The organism is Erwinia sp. 2186, assembly GCF_057812255.1.
This window is the reverse complement of the sequence record NZ_CM173824.1, coordinates 4,479,076-4,501,638: the sequence shown is the minus strand read 5'-3', so window position 1 is coordinate 4,501,638 and position 22,563 is coordinate 4,479,076. Positions and strand designations below refer to the sequence as shown.

At 58.1% G+C, this 22,563-nt stretch carries 14 protein-coding genes; 10 read left to right on the top strand and 4 right to left on the bottom strand.

What is annotated here, in order from left to right:
* The first annotated feature begins 9 nt into the window (after positions 1-9).
* From soxR to ACXKZG_RS20970, 4 genes are all read left to right on the top strand, one after another.
* Complete coding sequence (gene soxR, locus ACXKZG_RS20985; protein ID WP_013200392.1) at positions 10-468, top strand: redox-sensitive transcriptional activator SoxR; 459 nt, start codon at positions 10-12, stop codon at positions 466-468.
* A gap of 72 nt (positions 469-540) precedes the next feature.
* Positions 541-1,203 carry a glutathione S-transferase family protein gene (locus ACXKZG_RS20980; protein WP_488875441.1) on the top strand — a complete coding sequence of 221 codons (663 nt, stop codon included), beginning with the start codon at positions 541-543 and terminating at the stop codon, positions 1,201-1,203.
* A 282-nt stretch (positions 1,204-1,485) separates the two neighbouring features.
* On the top strand, positions 1,486-2,835 hold the full coding sequence (locus tag ACXKZG_RS20975; RefSeq protein ID WP_013200394.1) for an NCS2 family permease: 1,350 nt from the start codon (positions 1,486-1,488) through the stop codon (positions 2,833-2,835).
* A gap of 168 nt (positions 2,836-3,003) precedes the next feature.
* Positions 3,004-4,653 carry a Na+/H+ antiporter gene (locus ACXKZG_RS20970; protein WP_013200395.1) on the top strand — a complete coding sequence of 550 codons (1,650 nt, stop codon included), beginning with the start codon at positions 3,004-3,006 and terminating at the stop codon, positions 4,651-4,653.
* 509 nt (positions 4,654-5,162) lie between these two features.
* Here the strand turns inward: ACXKZG_RS20970 and ACXKZG_RS20965 are convergent.
* Positions 5,163-6,080, bottom strand: coding sequence for a LysR family transcriptional regulator (locus tag ACXKZG_RS20965; RefSeq protein WP_013200396.1), 918 nt, complete (start codon positions 6,078-6,080; stop codon positions 5,163-5,165).
* A 101-nt stretch (positions 6,081-6,181) separates the two neighbouring features.
* Here ACXKZG_RS20965 and ACXKZG_RS20960 point away from each other — a divergent pair, with 101 nt between their 5' ends.
* The 3 genes from ACXKZG_RS20960 to ACXKZG_RS20950 all read left to right on the top strand — a co-directional run bounded on the left by ACXKZG_RS20960 (position 6,182) and on the right by ACXKZG_RS20950 (position 7,992).
* Entirely contained in the window at positions 6,182-6,610 is a 429-nt protein-coding gene (locus ACXKZG_RS20960) for a CidA/LrgA family protein (protein ID WP_134823251.1), read from the top strand.
* A complete protein-coding gene (locus ACXKZG_RS20955; RefSeq protein WP_013200398.1) occupies positions 6,603-7,301 on the top strand; it encodes an LrgB family protein in 699 nt (232 codons plus the stop codon). The genes ACXKZG_RS20960 and ACXKZG_RS20955 overlap by 8 nt, the downstream gene beginning before the upstream one ends.
* Before the next feature lie 145 nt (positions 7,302-7,446).
* Positions 7,447-7,992, top strand: a complete 546-nt coding sequence (locus tag ACXKZG_RS20950) for a YfaZ family outer membrane protein (RefSeq protein WP_013200399.1) — start codon at positions 7,447-7,449, stop codon at positions 7,990-7,992.
* Positions 7,993-8,033: 41 nt separating this feature from the next.
* Here the strand turns inward: ACXKZG_RS20950 and ACXKZG_RS20945 are convergent, their stop codons facing one another.
* From ACXKZG_RS20945 to acs, 3 genes are all read right to left on the bottom strand, one after another.
* Positions 8,034-9,692 carry a cation acetate symporter gene (locus tag ACXKZG_RS20945; protein ID WP_013200400.1) on the bottom strand — a complete coding sequence of 553 codons (1,659 nt, stop codon included), beginning with the start codon at positions 9,690-9,692 and terminating at the stop codon, positions 8,034-8,036.
* Entirely contained in the window at positions 9,689-10,000 is a 312-nt protein-coding gene (locus tag ACXKZG_RS20940; RefSeq protein ID WP_013200401.1) for a DUF485 domain-containing protein, read from the bottom strand. Before ACXKZG_RS20940 ends, ACXKZG_RS20945 begins: the two co-directional genes overlap by 4 nt.
* Positions 10,001-10,136: 136 nt before the next feature.
* Positions 10,137-12,092, bottom strand: a complete 1,956-nt coding sequence (gene acs, locus ACXKZG_RS20935) for an acetate--CoA ligase (protein WP_488875440.1) — start codon at positions 12,090-12,092, stop codon at positions 10,137-10,139.
* Positions 12,093-12,624: 532 nt separating this feature from the next.
* Between acs and gltP the strand changes: the two genes are divergently transcribed.
* From gltP to ACXKZG_RS20920, 3 genes are all read left to right on the top strand, one after another.
* Complete coding sequence (gltP, locus tag ACXKZG_RS20930) at positions 12,625-13,926, top strand: glutamate/aspartate:proton symporter GltP (protein ID WP_488875439.1); 1,302 nt, start codon at positions 12,625-12,627, stop codon at positions 13,924-13,926.
* Between the two features lie 621 nt (positions 13,927-14,547).
* Positions 14,548-20,703 (top strand): autotransporter outer membrane beta-barrel domain-containing protein, encoded by a 6,156-nt coding sequence (locus ACXKZG_RS20925; RefSeq protein ID WP_488875438.1) that lies wholly within the window; start codon positions 14,548-14,550, stop codon positions 20,701-20,703.
* A 295-nt stretch (positions 20,704-20,998) separates the two neighbouring features.
* Positions 20,999-22,543, top strand: a complete 1,545-nt coding sequence (locus ACXKZG_RS20920; protein ID WP_488875437.1) for a methyl-accepting chemotaxis protein — start codon at positions 20,999-21,001, stop codon at positions 22,541-22,543.
* The last annotated feature ends 20 nt before the right edge of the window (positions 22,544-22,563 follow it).

Sequence of the window (22,563 nt, the reverse complement as noted above, 5' to 3'; positions counted from 1 at the left end):
AAGAGCTAAATGAAAAAAAGTCGCAACTGCCCCAACAAGCGAGAACTGACCCCAGGCGACGTAGCGCAACGCTGCGGCGTGGCGGTTTCTGCGCTGCACTTCTATGAAAGCAAAGGGTTAATCACCAGCTTCCGCAATGCCGGTAACCAGCGGCGCTATCACCGCGACGTGCTGCGCCGGGTGGCGATCGTGAAAATTGCGCAGCGCATCGGTATTCCGTTGGCCACCATTGGTGACCATCTGATGCAGCTGCCGGCGGGAAACCGCATGTCGCCGAAAGAGTGGAAGGTGCTGACCGAGAAATGGCGCGAGGAGTTGGATCGGCGCATCGAAACCTTAACCCGACTGCGTGACGATCTGGACGGTTGCATTGGCTGCGGCTGTTTATCGATGCAGGATTGCCCGCTGCGCAACCCGGACGACAGGCTGAGCGAGCGCGGCACCGGCGCAATCCTGCTGGAGTCTTAGCGGAAGTGAGCGGCATCAGGCTGTGGCGGAGGGTCTATACTGATAACTCTTCGTATAACACAAGGTTAGAGCATGATCACCGTTCACCATCTGAATAACTCCCGATCGCAGCGTGTGCTCTGGATGCTGGAAGAGCTGGAAGTGCCTTACCAGATCAAACGCTATCAGCGTGAGAGCACCATGCTGGCCCCGGACGCGCTGAAAAAAGTGCATCCGCTGGGTAAATCCCCGGTCATCACCGATGAAAATCGCGTGATTGCCGAATCCGGCGCGATCCTTGAATACCTCGCCGAGCGTTATGACGCAGAAAATCGCCTGAAACTAAATGATGAGGACGAGCGCCTGCAGTCTCGTTACTGGCTGCATTATGCCGAAGGGTCGTTAATGCCGCTGCTGGTGATGAAGCTGATCTTCAGCCGGATGGGCAAGCCGCCGGTGCCGTGGCTGCTGCGTCCCATTGGCAATGCCTTTGGTAAGGGCGTGCAGAAAGGCTATCTGGATAAACAGCTGGCGACCCATCGCGAATTTATCGAACAGCATCTGGCCAGCAACGCGTGGTTTGCCGGCGAGCAGTTCAGCATTGCCGACGTGCAGATGAGCTTCCCGATCCAGGCGCTGACCGCGCGAGGCGGTGCCGCCAACTCCCCGGCCATCCAGGCCTGGCTTGCGAAAGTGCAAAACCGTGCCGCCTGGCAGCGTGCGCTGCAACAGGGTGGTGAAGTGAAGCTCGACTGAATGGATTTCTGCCTGAAATGCCCCTGCGTTTCAGGTTGCTGCAAATATAGGTGCGATCAGGAGTTGATAATGCACTGATAAAGGCTGGATAATCGTTTGCCTTTAAAATAGTGCGGCTTAATGCGTGACGTAGTAAACGTTTGCCTTTTTTCCGACCGTTGCCCGGCTAACGGGTTTTCGCGGTCTGTGAACAGTGCGTCCTGGGATGGTGAAACGTTGAATCAGTCAGCTTCATGCGTCACGCATCAATAACTCATAAGAAATCTCAGGGGATTTTTCACTATGTCGACTCCTTCTCATCAGCCCGGCGGTTCGCTGGACAGCTGGTTTAACATTTCTGCGCGCGGCAGTTCGGTCCGTCAGGAAATTCTGGCGGGCCTGACCACCTTCCTTGCCATGGTTTATTCGGTGATCGTGGTGCCGTCTATGCTCGGCAAAGCCGGTTTTCCGCCGACGGCGGTCTTCGTCTCCACCTGTCTGGTAGCGGGCTTCGGATCGCTGATCATGGGCCTGTGGGCCAATCTGCCGATGGCGATTGGTTGTGCAATCTCACTGACCGCCTTTACCGCCTTCAGCCTGGTATTGGGACAGCATATCAGCGTGCCGGTGGCGCTGGGTGCGGTGTTCCTGATGGGGATCCTGTTCACCATCATCTCCGCCACCGGCATCCGTTCGTGGATCCTGCGTAATCTGCCGATGGGCGTGGCGCACGGCACGGGCGTTGGGATTGGCCTGTTCCTGCTGCTGATCGCCGCGGACGGCGTTGGCCTGGTGGTCAAAAACCCTGCGCCGGGCTTGCCTGTGGCGCTCGGTGATTTCGCCTCGTTCCCGGTGATGATGTCGATGGTTGGCCTGGCGGCAATTTTCGGTCTGGAAAAGCTGCGCGTGCCGGGCGGCATTCTGCTGACCATTATCGCCATTTCCATTCTCGGGCTGATTTTTGATCCGGCGGTGAAGTACCAGGGGCTGTTTGCCATGCCAAGCCTGAATGATGCCAATGGTCATTCGCTGGTGTTCAGTCTGGACATCCTGGGTGCGCTGAAGCCTGCGGTACTGCCAAGCGTGCTGGCGCTGGTGATGACTGCGGTGTTCGATGCCACCGGCACCATCCGTGCCGTTGCCGGACAGGCTAACCTGCTGGACAAAGACAATCAGATCATCAACGGCGGCAAGGCACTGACCACCGACTCGGTCAGCAGCATCTTCGCCGGTCTGGTGGGCGCATCGCCTGCGGCGGTGTATATCGAATCGGCGGCCGGAACGGCGGCGGGCGGCAAAACCGGCCTGACGGCAATCGTCGTCGGCCTGCTGTTCCTGGTGATCCTGTTCCTGTCGCCGCTGGCCTATCTGGTGCCGGGTTATGCCACGGCACCGGCGCTGATGTATGTCGGCCTGCTGATGCTGAGCAACGTATCAAAAATCAATTTTGACGATTTTGTTGATGCGATGTCCGGCCTGCTGGCCGCGGTGTTTATCGTGCTGACCTGTAATATCGTGACCGGCATCATGCTGGGCTTCGGTTCACTGGTGATTGGCCGTATTTTTGCGGGCGAATGGCGCAAGCTGAACGCCGGCACGGTGATTATCGCGGTGGCGCTGGTGGCATTCTATGCCGGCGGCTGGGCGATCTAAACCGTCAGGGGCCGCCCGTCGGCCCCTGATTTTAGCCTTTAAATGCATTAATCCCCCGATAGCGCACTTCCTGTTTTTAAACCCACCGCATTTTTGTTTTACTATTCTCTCAGGTCGATCGTTCCGACTGGCATTTGTGTATTTCGCAGGAAGACAGATAAGGACAACATGGAAATCTTCTTTACCATCCTCATTTTGACGCTGATGGTGTCGCTCTCAGGCGTCGCTGCCCGCATCATTCCGTTTCAAATCCCACTGCCGCTGGTGCAGATCGCCATGGGTGCCTTGCTCGCCTGGCCGACGTTTGGTTTGCATGTCGACTTCGATCCCGAGCTGTTCCTGGTGCTGTTTATCCCGCCGCTGCTGTTTGCCGATGGCTGGAAAACCCCGACCAGTGAGTTTCTGAACCACGGCCGCGAAATTATCGGGCTGGCGCTGGTGCTGGTGTTGATCACCGTGGTCGGGATTGGCTATCTGATTTACTGGCTGGTGCCGGGCATTCCGTTGCTGGCGGCCTTTGCGCTGGCAGCGGTGCTGTCACCGACCGATGCCGTGGCGTTGTCCGGCATTGTCGGGGAAGGGCGCATCCCGAAGAAAATCATGGCGATTTTGCAGGGCGAGGCGTTGATGAACGATGCCTCTGGCCTGGTGTCGCTGAAGTTTGCCGTCGCGGTCGCGATGGGCACCATGGTGTTTACCGTCTCCGGGGCCACCATCGAGTTCCTGAAGGTCGCCATTGGCGGGCTGTTAGCCGGTATCGCCATCTGCTGGCTGTACGGTAAATCGCTGCGTCTGCTCAGCCGCTGGAGCGGTGATGACCCGGCGACACAAACCGTGCTGCTGTTGCTGTTGCCGTTTGCCTCTTACCTGATTGCCGAACATATCGGCGTGTCCGGGATTCTCGCGGCGGTGGCGGCGGGGATGACCATTTCCCGTTCCGGGATTATCCGTCAGGCACCGCTGGCGATGCGTCTGCGTGCTAACAGCGTCTGGCAGATGCTGGAATTCGTGTTTAACGGCATGGTGTTCCTGATGTTGGGCCTGCAGCTGCCGGACATCCTCACCAACTCGATGAATCTGGCCGAAGCCGATCCTAACGTCGATTTCTGGATGCTGGCGCTGTCGGTGGTGCTGATTTACGCCGCGCTGATGATCGTGCGCTTTAGCTGGTTGTGGGCGATGCAGCAGATCAGCAAGCGCCTGCTGAAGAAGAAGCCGATGGAGTTCACCAGTTACTCAACCCGTGAGCTGCTGATTGCTTCGTTTGCCGGCGTGCGCGGAGCGATCACTCTGGCCGGTGTGCTGTCGATTCCGCTGTTCCTGACCAATGGCGATGCCTTCCCGGCACGTTACGAGCTGGTGTTCCTGGCGACGGGCGTGATCCTGTTCTCGCTGCTGGTGGGTGTGATTCTGCTGCCGTTATTGCTGCGTGGCATTGAAGGCATGGATAAAACCGCCCATCGTCATGAAGTGCAGATGGCGCGGGCAGTGATGGCCGGCACGGCGATTGAAAGTCTGCACAAGATGGAAGAGCGTCTGGCCGCCGATACCGAAGAGAACATCGATCCGGAGCTGGTAAAAGAGGTCAGTTCGCGCGTCACCGGCAATCTGCGCCGCCGCGTCGACGGCAAAGAGGATTTGGAGCGCGCGCTGTACGCCGAGAATCTGGAGCGCCGCTTCCGCCTGACGGCACTGCGGGCTGAGCGAGGCGAGCTGTATCACCTGCGCGCCACGCAGAAAATCAGCAACGAAACCATGCAGAAATTACTGCACGATCTCGACCTGCTGGAAACGCTGCTGATCGAGAAAGAAGAGTAAATAGCGCAGGTCGTCTGGATGTGCTGGTGGCTTTCGCCTGGTAGCGTGAGTCGTCTGGATGTGCTGGTGGTAGGGTGAGTGTGGGTTTTTGCTGTTAGCGCGTAGGTCGTCTGGGTGTGCTGGTGATTTGCTCAGGGAGAGAGGGGTGAACGCAAAGACGCCGTAAACCCATCCCTGGGGGCTCAGCGGCGACATCCCTGTCGCCGATGCTTTGCTTATCACCCCTCTCACCCTTCCCCTCAAGCTTCAGCGTTGAATGGTCGATTGTGGACACACACGTCAAACCCATTTTTTTTGACCTGTGTGTCCACCGGCCCAATCCAAAACGTCAGTGTTAGTGGGTGGCGGCATAGAGCACGTTAGCCGGGTGTCTGCGGCAGGGATGCCGCAGCCAAGCCTCCAGGGATGGATTTACGGCGTCCCGGAAAACGTGCTCTATGCTGACGCCGTACCCCGAACCGCCTTTGACCCTCATCCCTTCAGCCTTTGACCTTCAGCCCTTTTGCCCTTCACTCTTTCAACCTCCCAACCGACAGCGTCGGGGCCTGGCCCGGCCAGAACTCGCGACAACAGGCAATCCATGCCTGCGCGCTTTTCGACAGATAGCTGCCTTCCCGCCAGATTAACCCCAGCTTCCACACCAAATCCGACTCTAACGGTAGCCACAGCAGATGCTTCTTATCCAGACGCTGGCAAATCGGCTCGGGCAGGATCGCCACGCCCATGCCCGCCTGCACCATCGCCGCCAGGAAATCCCACTGACCGCTGCGCACCGCGATCTGTGGCGCAAAACCGCTGTTTTGAAACGCCTTCATTAACTGCCGGTTTAACGAAAACTCCTCGTTATAAATCAGGATCGGATGCCCGGCTAACTCCGCAATCGGAATATGCGTGCGCCGCAACCATTCACTGGTGCGCGGCACCAATACGCATAACGGATGACTCATCAACGGCAGCGAATTGAGCGGCAAATCATCGGCCACCGGCAATGCGGTCAACGCGATATCCAGCGTGCCGGACAACACCGCCTGCTGCACGGTGAGGCCGCCAAATTCGGAAATCTTCAGCTCCACGCCGGGATAACGGTGACGGAAGGCCGAAATCGAACCGGCAATCTGCATCCCGACCATCGGCGGGATCCCCAGCCTCAGCTCGCCGGTTTTTAAATCATTGATATCGGTGATTTCCGCTTCCAGCTGCTTAAACTCCTGCAGGATGGTCAGCCCGCGCTGATAAACCGCCTGCCCGGTATCGGTCAGATGCAGCTTGCGACCTTCGCGGATCAGCAACGTGCAGCCCAACTCATCTTCCAGCTGGCGCAGCATCTTGCTGATGGTCGGCTGGGTGACAAACAGCTGCTCCGCCGCGCGGGTAAAGCTTTGCTGGCGGACCACTTCGACAAAATAACGCAGGGCTCGGACGTCCATAAACATTCCTGAATGGCATAGTTTGAATAATATTAAGTCATTTTTTTCACTCTTTGTTACCGATTTATACTACCCACTCGCAATCTCGGGGAGAGGTCATTATGGCGTTAGCATTACATCCGCAAAGAACGGGCTGGCTGCAACGTGTTCAGGTGCCATTACAGGTGGCGCTGTATATCGGATTCTTTTTAGTGGCTGAGCAACTGGTGGACTGGCTCCACCTGCCGCTGCCGGCCAATATCGTCGGCATGCTGCTGTTGCTGGCGCTGATTATGCTGCGCGTGCTGCCGCTGGACTGGGTTAAAGCCGGCTCCCGCTGGCTGCTGGCGGAAATGCTGCTGTTCTTTGTGCCGGCGGTGGTGGCGGTGGTCAACTACTCGCAACTGCTGCGCGTCGAAGGCTGGCGCATCATGCTGGTGATCGGCATCAGTACGCTGCTGGTGCTTGCAACTACCGCGCTGGTGGTCGATCGCGTTTATCGCTTCGAAATCTGGCTGGCGGAACGCAAACAGGCGCGCAACCATGAATGATCTGCGGGTCAGCGTACTCTGTCTGATCGCCACGCTGGCGATCTACTTCCTCAACAAACGGCTGTATCGCCGCTGGCATAAACTGCTGATGATGCCGCTGGTGATGACGCCGATGGTGCTGGTGGCGCTGCTGGTGATCACCCATATCTCCTGGCAGAACTATATCGGCGAAAGCCACTGGCTGCTGTGGCTGCTCGGCCCGGCAACGCTGGCCTTTGCCGTGCCGGTGTATGAAAACCTGGCGATAATCCGCCGCCACTGGATGTCGCTGAGCGCCGGGGTGATCACCGCCACCTCGGTTGCCGTGTTCAGCTCGGTGTGGCTGGCGCGCATGTTAACGCTGCCGGAAGCCATCCAGCGCAGCCTGGCGGTGCGCTCGATCACCACGCCTTTTGCGCTGGCCGCCGCGAAACAGCTCGGTGGACAGCCGGACCTGGTGGCGCTGTTTGTGGTGATCACCGGGGTGTTTGGTATGGCAGTGGGCGACGTGCTGTTTATCCGTCTGGCGGTGAAACAGGGCATGGCGAAAGGGGCCGGATTTGGCGCGGCGTCGCACGGTGCCGGCACCGCCCGCGCCTATGAAATCGGCCAGGAAGAGGGCGTGGTATCAAGCCTGGTGATGATGCTGTCTGGCGTAGTGACGGTGATTATCGCCCCGGCGATTGGCCATTTGCTGTGGGCCACGGTCTGACAGACACATCCTGTTACTGCTGTTTTGTAATGTTAACTAAATTCTGCGTTCTGTCAGTGATGTCTCATAGGAATACGCTGGCAGTTGGTTTACTCTGCGAGGCCGCCCGTACAGGGTGTGAGTAAATTCATCAGGAGAATAAAAAATGAAAGCAGTGGCAACTACCGCAGGCGCACTGGCGCTTCTGGCGCTGGCAGGATCCGCGCAGGCAATCGATGGCGGCGTTGACGTCGGTCGTGATTACACCAACCTGCATTTGGGTCTGGGCACCGATTCCCCAGGATTTGCGCTTTCAGGTGACTGGCTGCGTAGCGATCATGATGGCAACGTTGAGAGCCTGGGTCTGGGTTATAACGTCGCGATTGGCGATGTGTTCCTGTCGCCTGGCGCGAAAGTGATGTCGACCAACCCAACTGACAGCAAAGATGGCTATGCCGTTGCCGTCGGTGCTGGCGTGAAGGTGCCGGTCACCCACATGTTCAACGTATTTGGTGAGTACTACTACTCGCCGGACGCGTTCTCCAGCCATATCGACAACTACCAGGAAGCCTCTGGCGGCGTGAGCTTCCAGCCAATCTCGCTGGTTGACGTGCGCGTGGGCTATAAGTACATGACCATGAACGGCAAAGACGGTCGTAAAGACAACGTCATTGCTGATGGTCCTTATGTCGGTGCGTCAGTTCACTTCTGATGCGCAAGGGCGGATCGTTCGATCCGCCCCTCAACGCCCGTTTAGTGTGATTTCCCGCCTTCAATCCCGACACCCGTCTGTGAACGCACAAACTGTGCCTGGAAGCGCTTACGCTCCTCTGCGCCCGATGCCGAACTGTCGGTGATCGAGAACAGCCAGGTGCCGATAAAGGCCGCTAACATCGAGAATAGCGCCGGATACTCATACGGGAAGATCGCTTTGGCATTGCCCAGCACCTGAACCCAGATTGTCGGGCCCAGCACCATCAGCATCACCGCCGTAATCAGCCCCAGCCAGCCGCCAATCATCGCGCCACGCGTGGTCAGTTTCGACCAGTACATCGACAGCAGGATAATCGGGAAGTTACAGCTCGCCGCGATAGAGAACGCCAGCCCGACCATAAAGGCGATGTTCTGCTTCTCGAACATAATCCCCAGCGCGATGGCGACAAAGCCCAGCAGCACCACGGTAATTTTCGACACCCGCAGCTCCTGCAGCTCGGTGGCCTGGCCTTTGCGGAACACGCTGGCATACAGGTCATGAGAGACCGCCGAAGCGCCCGCCAGGGTCAGACCGGCGACCACCGCCAGAATGGTGGCGAAGGCCACGGCAGAGATAAAGCCGAGGAACAGACTGCCGCCAACCGCATCCGCCAGATGCACCGCCGCCATATTGTTACCTCCGATCAGCACGCCGCTGGCATCCTTAAACGCCGGATTCGCGCCGACCAGCAGGATCGCACCAAAGCCGATAATAAAGGTCAGGAAGTAGAAATAGCCCATAAAGCCGGTGGCATAGAACACGCTTTTGCGCGCTTCACGGGCATCGCTGACGGTGAAGAAACGCATCAAAATATGTGGCAGGCCAGCGGTACCAAACATCAGTCCCAGCCCCAACGACAGCGCGGAGATGGGGTCGTGAACCAGCCCGCCAGGACGCATAATTTCAACGCCTTTCGGGTGCACCGCCATCGCCTGGGTAAACAGGTTATTGAAGCTGAAGCCGACGGTTTTCATCACCATAAACGCCATAAACGACGCGCCGAACAGCAGCAGCACGGCTTTGATGATCTGCACCCAGGTGGTGGCCAGCATGCCGCCGAACAACACATACATCACCATCAAAATCCCGACCAGCACCACCGCAACATGATAATCCAGGCCGAACAGCAGCTGGATCAGCTTGCCTGCGCCCACCATCTGCGCAATCAGATACAGCGCCACCACCACCAGTGAACCACAGGCGGACAGCGTGCGGATCGGCATCTGTTTCAGACGATAGGACGCCACGTCCGCGAAGGTATAGCGCCCCAGGTTACGCAGACGCTCGGCAATCAGGAACAGGATGATCGGCCAGCCAACGAGGAATCCCAGCGAATAGATCAGCCCGTCATACCCGGAGGTATAAACCAGCGCGGAAATACCCAAAAATGACGCGGCGGACATAAAGTCACCGGCCATCGCCAGCCCGTTCTGGAAGCCGGTAATATTGCCGCCAGCGGTATAATAATCGCTGCGCGAGCGGGTGCGTTTCGACGCCCAGTAGGTAATCCCCAGCGTAAAGGCGACAAAAATCAGGAACATCACGATCGCTTCGTAATTGGTGGGCTGCTTTTGCACCGCACCGGTGATCGCATCCGCCGCCAGGGCAGAGAACGGCAGCAGCGCCGCCAGACAGAGCAATAAACGAGGGCGCTTCATCCTTTCACCTCTTTCAGCAGTTCACGGGTTAAGCGGTCGAATTCACCGTTGGCGCGCCAGACGTAGACGCCGGTCAGCAGGAAAGAGATCACGATCAGGCCAATACCAATGGGAATACCACGGGTTACGTTGGTACCGGCATGCAGAGGCGCGCCCAGCCAGCCAGGCGCAAAGGCAATTAACAGAATAAAACCGACGTACAGGATGAGCATGATGACGGAGAGCAGAGTGGCAAAGGCCTGGCGTTTTCTCACCAGTTCTTTAAAGCGTGCACTCTTTTCTATCCGTTGATAAATAAGTTCATTCATCACAGAGTCTCCAGAGGTATAAGTACAGGGTTTATTTTTTTAAAAAGGGTAATGGTCAGTGAAAGGAATAATGGGCAGCGTTATTAACGACTTTTTATTACGCTGCCCATCAATAAAGGAAATCTATTAACCGGACTTAAGGCATCTTAATAGACTGTTTCTCTTCAAGTAGTTTTTCTACCACGCCAGGATCGGCCAGGGTTGAGGTATCGCCAAGATTGCTGGTATCGCCGGAGGCAATTTTGCGCAGGATACGGCGCATAATTTTCCCCGAGCGGGTTTTTGGCAGTGAATCCGTCCAGTGCAAGACGTCCGGCGTGGCAATTGGGCCGATCTCTTTACGCACCCAGTTACGCACTTCGGCATACAGCTCTGCTGACGGTTCTTCACCGCTGTTCAGGGTGATATAGGCATAAATCGCCTGGCCTTTAATGCTGTGCTGAATACCGACCACCGCCGCTTCGGCGATTTTCGGATGCGACACCAGCGCCGACTCAATCTCTGCCGTGCCCAGACGGTGGCCTGAGACGTTCAGCACGTCATCCACGCGGCCGGTGATCCAGTAGTAGCCATCTTCATCGCGACGGGCACCGTCTCCGCTGAAGTACATGTTCTTAAAGGTGGAGAAGTAGGTCTGTTCAAAGCGATCGTGATCGCCGTACAGCGTGCGCGCCTGGCCCGGCCAGGAGTCGACAATCACCAGATTGCCTTCGCCCGCGCCTTCCTGCGGATTGCCTTCGTTGTCCACCAGTGCCGGCTGCACGCCGAAGAACGGCTTGGTCGCCGAACCGGCTTTCAGCTCGGTGGCACCCGGCAGCGGGGTGATCATAAAGCCGCCGGTTTCGGTCTGCCACCAGGTATCGACGATCGGGCAACGGCCGTCGCCAATCTTGTTGTAATACCATTCCCAGGCTTCCGGGTTAATCGGCTCGCCGACCGAACCCATAATGCGCAGGCTGCTGCGATCGGTGCCTGCAATCGCCTTGTCACCTTCGGCCATCAGGGCGCGAATGGCGGTCGGTGCGGTGTACAGCAGGGTGACCTTATGCTTATCGACCACTTCGGCCATCCGGCTGGGTTTCGGCCAGTTTGGCACCCCTTCAAACATCAGCGTGGTGGCGCCACAGGCTAACGGGCCATACAACAGATAGCTGTGCCCGGTGATCCAGCCAACGTCAGCGGTACACCAGTAGACGTCATCCGGATGATAATCAAAGACATATTTGAAGGTGGTCGCCGCATACACCAGATAGCCACCGGTGGTGTGCAGCACGCCTTTCGGTTTGCCGGTGGAGCCGGAGGTATAAAGGATAAACAGCGGGTCTTCCGCGTTCATCTCTTCGGGCTGATGGTGGGCGCTGGCTTTGTTGACCAGCTCGTGCCACCAGAGATCGCGACCATTTTCCCAGGCCACCTCTTTGCCGGTGCGGCGGAACACCACCACGTTGGCGATCGATTTCACCCCAGGATTGGCCAGCGCATCGTCGACATTTTTCTTTAACGGGATTGAACGGCCGGCGCGCACGCCTTCATCGGCGGTGACCACCAGACGGGCGTTGGAGTCGATAATACGGCCGGCAACGGCTTCCGGTGAGAAGCCGCCAAAAATAACCGAATGCACCGCGCCAATGCGGGCGCAGGCGAGCATGGCAACGGCCGCTTCAGGCACCATTGGCATATAAATAGCCACCACATCGCCGCGCTTCACGCCGAGTTCCAGCAGCACGTTGGCAAAGCGACAGACTTCCCGGTGTAACTCGCGGAAGGTCAGGGTTTTGCTTTCACTGGCATCATCGCCTTCCCAGATAATTGCCGGATGGTCACCGCGGCTGTGCAGATGGCGATCGAGACAGTTGGCCGCCAGGTTCAGCGTGCCGTCTTCAAACCAGCGAATATCGATATTGCCCGGCGCGAACGAGGTGTTCTTCACCGCGGTATAGGGTTTGATCCAGTCGAGAATTTTACCTTCCTGGCCCCAAAAGGCATCGGGGTCCTGCACGGACTGCTGGTACATGCACTCATACTGCTGGGCATTAATCAGGGTGTTTTCCGCAATATTGGCGGGAACAGGATGTCGGTGTTGTTGGCTCATGGCTATTCTCCTTGAAGATGTTAATGATATGTCAATCAAAGGTTAATTGAAGCGAGCCGGGGAGTTTTGTTTGCTTTTTGCGCCACAGATCACGTCATAACAACAGGTAATGAAAAGCGCGAAAACGGCCGCCGGAGACGCGAAATTTGCCTTTATTTCCGTCGGTCAAAACGCCGACGCAGGCCGCTGGGCTGAGTGAAAAGTAGACAACCGAACCGCAGGGCTATTTCAGGTCACAGCACGATATTGCATAGATATGCTTTATCAGTAACAAATATTGCCAAGTATAACAATGGCTTAGTTTGTGTGGGGCTGTTTCAGAGCTTTATCCTGTCCGCAGGCCATAAAGTAGCCACATCTCGCCGAGGGTTGCAATTTACCCAGTGAAAATGGTACTTATCACGCGCCTGAAATTCAGGTTTCAACCATCCATCATCCGCGAATTAGCCGACTTCGGCCTACTCCCCTTGAGAGTGATTCATTCCGCCAACTGCGTGCGGAGACCGGGTTTTGTTAAGGAAAAAGACAAGTTATGAAAGTAAAATTCAGCCTTGCCTGGCAAATAGTGACGGCGTTAGTACTGGGGATCATCGTCGGCGCTATATTGCATAATCAGCCATCCGAACGTGAATGGTTAATCACCAACATTCTCAGCCCGGCCGGTGACATCTTTATTCACCTGATCAAAATGATCGTCGTGCCGATCGTCATCTCTACGCTGATTGTCGGTATTGCCGGCGTCGGTGATGCAAAAAAACTCGGACGCATTGGCGTAAAAACCATCGTCTATTTCGAAGTGATTACCACCATTGCCATCGTGGTAGGGATTACCCTGGCGAATGTGTTTAAACCTGGCTACGGCATTGATATGTCGACGCTGGCAACGGTGGACATCTCTAAATATGAAGCAACCACGGCACAGGTGCAGAGCGGGGCGCACAGCCTGGTCAACACCATCCTGTCGTTGATCCCGCAGAATATTTTTGCCGCGATCGCCAAGGGCGACATGCTACCGATCATCTTCTTCTCGGTGCTGTTCGGGCTGGGGCTTTCCTCGCTGCCGTCTGAACACCGCGACCCGCTGTTGAAGGTGTTCCGCTCGACCTCGGAAGCGATGTTTAAGGTCACGCACATGATCATGCGTTATGCGCCGATTGGCGTGTTTGCGCTGATCTCGGTGACCATCGCCAACTTTGGTTTCGCCTCCCTGTGGCCGCTGGCGAAGCTGGTGATCCTGGTGTACGCCGCCATCCTGTTCTTCGCCTTTGTGGTGCTGGGCGCGGTGGCCCGGCTCTGTGGCCTGCGGATTACCACGCTGATGCGCATCCTGAAAGATGAGCTGATCCTGGCATACTCCACTTCTAGCTCCGAAACCGTGTTGCCGCGCATCATGGAGAAGATGGAAGCCTACGGCGCGCCGAAATCCATCACCAGTTTTGTGGTGCCGACCGGCTACTCGTTTAACCTCGATGGCTCGACGTTGTACCAGAGCATTGCGGCGATTTTTATCGCCCAGCTGTACGGTATTGACCTGTCGATTGGGCAGGAAATCGTGCTGGTCCTGACGCTGATGGTGACCTCAAAGGGCATTGCTGGCGTACCAGGCGTCTCCTTTGTGGTGCTGTTGGCCACGCTGGGTAGCGTCGGTATCCCACTGGAAGGACTGGCCTTTATCGCCGGTGTTGACCGTATCATGGATATGGCGCGTACCGCGCTGAACGTGGTCGGTAATGCGCTGGCGGTGCTGGTTATTGCCAAGTGGGAGAACCAGTTTGATGCTAAACAGGCGGTTGCCTACGAGTCTAAAATGAAGACCTTAGCCTCGACGTCTTGATTTAACGCTGGTGCTGGTGGCAGGTTTTCCTGCTGCCAGCCTTCATCCATCTGATTTGTCCCACCTCGCAAAAATCACACCCTTTTTCGCAGCAGATTAATTCATATCGTTAATGTATTAATGCGTTATTCCTTTTTTCCATGCCCGCCATCTCCCTGATTCCAGAGAAGTCATTTTTTAAGCGAAAGGCTTTTAAAATAGCGATTTAATCCAAATTTAAGACGACAGGTGATAATTAATCTCATCCTGTTAATGATTAGCGTGCAATGTTTTTATTCAGTCAAATAAATCGGCCGCACGGGATTATTTTTTGCGTAAACAAAAGCCTGCATCTATAGCTACTGATATCTGGATCTGACGCGCTACGCAAAGGGAATTTAATTTCGAAACCCATCAGGTCCATTTATTTTAAGAGCCTTTCTCTTATTTAATTACGCCCGTTATCACCTTGCGGTGAGGGGTATTTCTGTCGCCTGACGGCGACCGATCCTTGTTATTTCAGGTTGACCGCTGGGGCTAAGACCTTTAAATGCATTACTGCTGTCAGTATTTCTCCCCGGGTTAGCACACTGGTGTCTGTTTTATTTCAGGCACGTGATGGGTTTTGCGTGGAGAAAAACGATGAGGTTAAAACTGAATCCGGTAATGATGGGTTTATTAGCCGCGCAGGCGGTCTTTATTCCACTGCCCGTTGCCTGGGCGGCGGTACTGGATAGTTATAATCCGACGGCGAATGACGGAAAAGTTGGTTCGCTGAATATTACCGATGGCGCTTCGCAATCGTTAACCGGCATTCAGCAATTCGATCCGGGCCTGGTCGGGACGCAGCCGACGGTGCTCGGCGACTTACTCAACAGTTCGCGCATTACCTCGGGGGCGGCGCTGATTGGTGCCGCGCGCCTCGATCCCGGCCCGCAGAATTTTGGCATCACCATTCCCGATCCCACCACCGGCGGTAACACCACTTTCCAGGTGTATAATCCCGGCAGTCTGGTCGATCAGGCTCCGGTCACCGCCGCCAACAGCGTGCCGGACGTGGTGAACGTTGGCGACCGGCAATATATCGACGCGCGGGTCTCTGACGTCACCGCTGGCGCGCTCGACGTCAATATTGGTCAGGCGGGTGCCAGCATCACTTCGGCCAACAACAGCTGGACCATGGCGGCCAAACAGACCACCTTATTCAATGCCGAAAGCACCTCCACGGCCGATCCGGCGTCAATCAACTGGACGTCGCAGAACCGCATTACTTTCACCGGCGTCGCCGCCGATCCGACCGTGCCCCGGCAATTTCAGGTTACCAACGTGGCAACTTACAACGGCGCGTTCAGCGTCACCACGCTGGATGGCAACAGCCGGGCATTTAACGTCACCAATGCGGCCAGCTTAAAAAGCTACAACGACTGGCTGATTACCGAGTTGAAAGCCGGTAATCTCGCCACCAGCAGTTACCTGACCGAATTCAATAAGGCCTTTAGCAAATCCAATCAGAATATCGCTTACGCCATCACCGCTGACGACCCGCTGGATGATGTGGCGCAGGCGGTTGGCGACCGCGTGGTGCTGAATGCGACGGGTGCGGGTGCGACCATCACCGTGGCATCCACCGCCCGACTGGAAGTGGCGGGGGCCAACGGCGGCGCTATCCGTGCCACCAACGGTGCCACCGTGGTCAATAATGGCAAGGTGGCAAGCCAGGGCTCGTTGGGATCGGACAGCGCGGCGCTGAGCCTGAACAGCAGCACCGGCACTAACAATGGCGTGATTAACGGCGGCTTCTTCAACCGGGTTGACGGCACGGGCGTCGGCTCGACCGGCTATAACTCAAACGGGGTGAACGTTGCCGGCACCGGCACTTTCAGCAACAACCCGGGCGGCATCGTTAACTTTGCCACCACCGGTAACCCTGCCGGCGGTTACACCGCGGCCATAAACCTGACCGACAGCGCCACCGCCCATAACAGCGGCATTATCAACGTTGGCGTTAACGGTTCCAGCGCCAGCGGCACCACCAGCGGCGTGGCGGTCGGCGCAACGTCGCAGTTTACCAATAACGCGCAGGGCACCATTTATATCGGACGCGGCCCGCAAAACAGCGCCTCAGACAGCGTGGCCGATACGGCGATGAACCAGAGCGGCACCACCAGCGGTATTTCGGTCAGCGCGGGCGGCACGGCCACCAATGACGGTAACATTGTGATTGGCAGCAAAGTGCAGAATGCGGCCGGGATGCTGGCCACCGGCGGCAACAGCACCCGCATGGTCAACAACGGGACCATCAGCGTTAACGGCGCGGCCTCGACGGTGCCGCGTGAAAATATCGGCATGTCGATCGTCAACGCCGGCCTCGGCGGCAACATCAATAACGCCGGCACGCTTAACCTCAACGGCATTAACTCCACCGGGGTGAAAGTCGTCGCCACCAACGGCAATCAGGCATCCGCCAATTCAACCGGCACCATCAACGTGGCGGGCGGCGCCGATCCCGCCAGCGGCACCCGCAACTTCGGCATCTGGGTTGAAGGACAGGGAAGCGGCACCTCGACGGCCAATGTCGATGGCGCCATCAACCTGACCGGCACCGGGGCGATTGGCGTCCATGCGCGCGGCAACGCCACGGTCAATGTCGACAGCGCCGCCATTCCGAGCTTCAGCCAGGGCAGCAATCAGATTGCCTTTTTTGCCTACGGCCCCAATGCCAAAATCAATGTGGTGGGCAACAACGCCTTTGACGTCACCACCACCGGCTCAACCCTGTTCCGTCTGGAGCAAGGGGCCGATTTTGATGGCACCAACCTGGCGCTAACCGCCTCCGGAGCCAACTCGGTCGGCGTGCTGGGCACCGGCACCGGCGGCACGCAAATCAGCACCCAGAATGCCGATATCAACGTGTCCGGCACCGGCGCGACCGGGGTGATTGTCGAAGGCGGTGCCACCGGCACCATTGATGCCGCCACCAATATTAACCTCAGCGGCGCGAATGCGGTTGGCGCGATTGCGGACGGGCAGAAGCATGATTTATCGGGCAAAAACAGCGGCCCGGCCCAGACCGCGACTACGCTGGTCTCGAACGCGGCGCTGGGTTCAACGCAGAGCGGCCTGACCGGGCTGATTGCCCGCAACCGTGCGCAGCTGACCAATACCGGCGACATTAACTTTTCCGGGGCGGGCACCACCGGCATCTCGGTGGAAAGTGGTGCCACCGCCAGCAACAGCGGCAATATCTCGGTCAATAACGGCGGGACCGGCATCCGGGTGGTAGGCGGCACGCCACAGGCGACCACCGCAAACAACACCGGCACCCTCAACGTGAACGGCGGCAGCACCACCAGCCGCACCCGTGGCGTCAGCGCAACGGGCAGCAACGCCATCGCCAACCTGAATGGCGCGATCGCCATGAACGGCCTCGGTGCCATCGGTGCGGAAGCGCTGAACGGCGCGCGAGTGAATCTGAATGCGGCCTCCACCCCGGTGTTCAACAATACCGACCAGATTGCCTACCATGCGGCGGGCGCAGGCTCGGCGATCAACAGCGCGACCTCAACCAACACCGTCAGCACCGATCGCTCAACGCTGTACCGTATCGACGATGCGGCGGCGCTGAACTTCACCTCTCCGGCCGCCATCACCCTCAGCGGGGCCGACAGCACCGGAGTGATTGCCTCTGGCAGCGGCAGCCAGTTTAACAGCGGCAGCAGTCAGTTTATCGCCAACGGTGACGGCGCCACGGCGGTCAGCGTGGAAGGCGGCGCCAATGGCACCCTGGCAAGCGGCAGCACCCTCACCCTCAACGGCGCCAACAGCGTGGGCGTACGGGTCAATAATCTGCGCACTGACCTCAGCAATGCCCTCAACGGCACTTCCGCCGCCACCGCCGTCACCAGCCAGGCCAGCGTCACCGGCAGCGGTCAGAATGCCATCGGCTATGACGTCGCCAACGGCGGCACGCTGGTCAATCAGGGTAACGTCACTCTGAACGGGGCCAACAATATCGGCATCCGCACCCGCAGCGGCAGCAATATCACCAATCAGGGCGTGGTTAACGTCGCGCAGGGCACCGGGCTGGATATCAGCGGCAGCGGCACCACGCTGGCGCGCGGCGGCGAAATCAACGTGGCTGATGGCATCGCTGGCGTGCGGGTCGGCAGCGGGTCCAGCCTGGCCCTGACCGGCAGCGACACGGTGATCACCACCAACGGTACGGCGCACGGCATTCTGCTGGATAGCGGCGCCGCAGCGTTAACCGCCAGCGACGCCACGCTCAACGTTAACGGCAGCGGAAACGGCATTGAAAACCGGGTGGAAACCGGCAACGTAACGCTGAATAACCTGACGGTGAACGTCGCCAACGGCAGCGGCCTGCGCACCGCGGTGCCGTTTGATGCCGGATCGCGGGTGACCACCAACGTCTCCGGCAGCGGCACCGGTCTGAACTTCACCCAGGCCGACGGCGCTGCCACTGACAACGATCTGATCCTCGGCGACGACTATCAGTTTAACGTCAGCGGCGCGGGCGGAACCGGCATCCGCGCCAACACCACTGGCAACGTACAGTCGGCGGCGAACGTGAATATCACCAGCATCAACGGCGGCTCGGCGCTGGTGGCGGGAACCGCCCGCTCGGTGCTGAATACCGGCACCCTGACCTCCGCCAGCACCACCGCACCGGTGGTGGATCTGCGCGGCGGCACGGCGGTATTTGAAAACCTCGGTACCATCACCACCACATCGCCGCTGGGGCAGGCGGTGGCGGGCAGTGATGCCAATGACGTGGTGCTGCTGACGGAAGGGGATGTGGTCGGCGATGTCAGCACCGGCGGCGGCACGGACAGCCTGCGCTGGACCGGCGGCACGCTGAACGGCAGCCTGACGCTCGGTGGCGGCGTGAATAACTCGGCGCTGATCGATGGCGTCGATCTCAGCCAGACCCGGCATATCACCAACGGTGGCGCAACGGGTGGCGCGCTGACCTTTAACAACATCGACGCACGCGGCGGCTCCTTCGCCTCAGACGACCTGAGCAAAGGCGTCAATCTGGGCAGCGGCTGGAGCACCATCAACTTCACCGGCAGCCGCTGGGAGCTGACCGACGATCTGCAACTGGCGCACAGCACGATCGCTATCGCGGCTGATTCGATCCTGTATGCCGGTAACGGCGTCAATCCCACCCTTGCCGGCGGCAGCAACAATTCGCTGACGGTGAACAATGCCGGGATTATCGATCTGACCAACGGCAGCGGTTCGCCGGGTAATGCGCTGTCGATTGACGGTAATCTGGCCTCTGACAATGGTCAGGTAAAGCTGAACACCGATCTGAATGAGGGCGGCGTGCTGAGCAATCAGTTCACCGACAATCTGCGTGTGGAAGGCAACGCCAGCGGCACCACCTTGCTGGATGTCACGCCCAGCGTACTCAGCAACGGTAATCTGACCGATCTTAACCACAGCAGCACCGTGGAAGGCTATGAAGGGATCTCGCTGGCGCAGGTGGCAGGCAGTGCCCGCGCGGACAGCTTTGCCTTAAAAGGCGGGTATCTGGCCGCCGGGCCCTGGAGCTACGTGCTGTACAGCTTCGCGCCGGGCAGCAGTGACGCTAACCAGCGGCGGGTGGGCGACGGCAACACCAACCAGTTCTGGGATTACCGCCTGGCGAACAAATACGTCTGCGAAGGTGGCATTGCCTGCCAGCCCGGCGCCAACGTGGCGGCGGTGGCGACCACGCCGGATGGCGCGGGCCTGAGCAACCCGCCGGCTGACAATTGCGTCAAGGATGGCATTGATACCTGTGCGCCAGGCCGTCCGGCCGTGGTGCCGCAGGTGCCGGCCTATATCTCTGCGCCGCTGGGCCTGGCGTACTACACCACCGCAATCATTGATGACCTGCATAAACGTTTGGGTGAACTTCGCCATCAGCAAAGCCAGCCGGAAGGCTACGGCGGCGAAATGTTCCTGCGCTATATCGGCTCGAACATGACCTACAAAACCAACCAATCCTTTAAGGCTTTTGGCTACGATTTTGATGAGGATTACAGCGCGGTGCAGGTGGGCGGCAACCTGCTGAAGTTTGATGGTGAAAAAGACAGTCTGCGCGGCGGTATTGCCTATACGCGCGGCAACACCCGCCTGCGCCCGGATGCGGCGGACGGTTACAGCAGCACCACCTTCGACAGCGACAGCCTGGCGCTGTATGGCACCTGGCAGCGCGATAACGGCTTCTATCTGGATGGCGTGCTGTCGTACGACTGGCATCGGGGTGAAACCGATATCGCCCGGCAGAAAACGGTGGCGAAGCTGAAAGGCCAGGGCTGGACCGCCTCGCTGGAAAGTGGCTATCCGTTTGAGCTTGGCAACGGCGTGCGGCTGGAGCCGCAGGCGCAGCTGATGTATCTGCATCTGGACATGGACAACTTCACCGACAAGGACAACCTGACGGTGAAATACAATGACTACAACCAGACCATCGGGCGTCTTGGCGCGCGGCTGGACAGAACCTGGACCGATGACAGCGAACGTCAGTACACGCCGTATGTTCGCGGCAATGTCTATAAAGGGTGGGGTGGCCAGTCGAAAACCACCCTTGGTCAGCAGGGCTACGATAACTTCGATCACACCTTCACCGGCGGCCAGTTTGGTCAGATGTGGGAGTTAGGCGTGGGCGGCACCACCACCTTTAAAAATGACGTCTCGCTGTATGCGGAAGCGGATTACCGCAAAGAGATTGATGGCAACGGAGCGAAAGGCTGGCGCTATAACGCCGGCGTCCGCTGGACATTCTGACAGATCGCGGGCTGGGGAAACTCAGCCCGTTATTCCCCCTCACTGAAGATATATCCGCAATACACTAAAACCCGCCTTAATAATAATGGCTTAGCAATTCAAGGGGCATTACCTGCCCTGGAACCGGTTCAAATTGCACTAATCACGCAGCGGAAGGGCTTTGTCTGCTTTTTGGTCTGGATCGCAAAAGTTAGGTTAAGTCGCTAAAGTTCACTGATTTCCCGCCGAAACTATAAAAAAAGATAACTCTTCTGCCTAACCCCAATCCTGGCGACAGCCTCAAGGATGTTGATTCATGCGTACAAATTTGCCCGTAACACAGCAGGAATATGTGTTTGACGATAATGCCACTCTGATGACCACCACCGACATCAGCAGCCACATCACCTATGCCAACGATGCGTTTATTGAGGCCAGCGGATTTTCGCCGGAAGAGATCGTCGGCCAGCCGCACAATATGGTGCGCCATCCGGATATGCCGCCTGAAGCCTTTGCCGATATGTGGGCGACCCTCAAGCAGGGCGAACCCTGGACCGGGCTGGTGAAAAACCGCCGTAAAAATGGCGATCATTACTGGGTGCGTGCCAACGCCATTCCGGTGGTCCGGGACGGCAAGGTGCAGGGATTTATGTCGGTTCGCACCAAACCCGGCAAGCAGGAAGTGCGTGAAACCGAAAAGCTGTACCGCGAGTTCCGCGAAGGGAAGCGTAAAGGCTGGCGCTTCCATAAAGGGCTGCTGGTGCGTACCGGCTTGCTGAGCTGGACCACGCTGTTTAAAACCCTGTCTCTGCGCTGGCGCATCCGCAGCGCGATGATCGCCTTGTTGCCGTTGGCGCTGCTGGGCGTCTGGCTACTGGGCTTGCCGGGCCGGTCGCTGGCGATCTTTGCCGCCGTCATGGCGGTGCTGTTAATGCTGGCGTCGGCCTGGCTGGAGCAGCAGATTTCCCGCCCGATCGAGCGGATGTGCCAGCAGGCGCTGAAGGTGGCGACCGGGGCCAGCCACAAGGTGGATGAAACCGATCGGGTTGATGACGTCGGCATGACGCTGCGGGCGGTGGGTCAGCTGGGGCTGATGTTCCGCTGGCTGGTGGATGACGTCAGCGGCCAGGCGATTAACGTGCTGAGTGCCAGCGATGCCATCGCCCACGGCAACAACGAACTGAGCCGCCGCACCGAACAAGCGGCCGCCAACGTGCAGCAAACCGCCGCCACCATGAATGAAATGACCGCGACGGTGCAGAGCAATACCGAAACCGCCCGTCAGGTGAACACGCTGTCGAAAAGCACCAGCGATGTGGCCACCAAAGGCGGCAAGGCGATGAACGAGATGGTGACGATGATGGCCGAAATCGACGAAAGTTCGAAGAAAATCGCCAGCATTACCAGCGTGATCGACGGCATTGCTTTCCAGACCAATATTCTGGCGCTGAACGCCGCAGTGGAAGCCGCACGCGCCGGCGAACAGGGTAAAGGCTTTGCGGTGGTGGCTGGCGAAGTCCGCAGCCTGGCGCAACGCAGCGCGGTCGCCGCCAGTGAGATCAAGAATCTGGTGGAAAACAGCGCCACCAAGGTGCGTTTAGGCAGCGATCACGTCAACGATGCCGGTAAAACTATGGAAAACATCGTCAGTCAGGTCCAGAACGTCACCTCACTGATTGCGCTGATCAGCGCGGCGACCTCCGAGCAGGCCACCGCGCTCAGCGAAGTCAGCCTGGCGGTGGAAGACCTGGACAACATCACCCATCAAAACGCCGCGCGGGTGGAAGAGGGCGCTCAGGCCTCCGGCCGCATGACGCGTCAGGCAACGCGGCTGGTGGAAGCGATCAGCGTCTTCCGCTAATCCCGGTCCCGGTTGCGGCG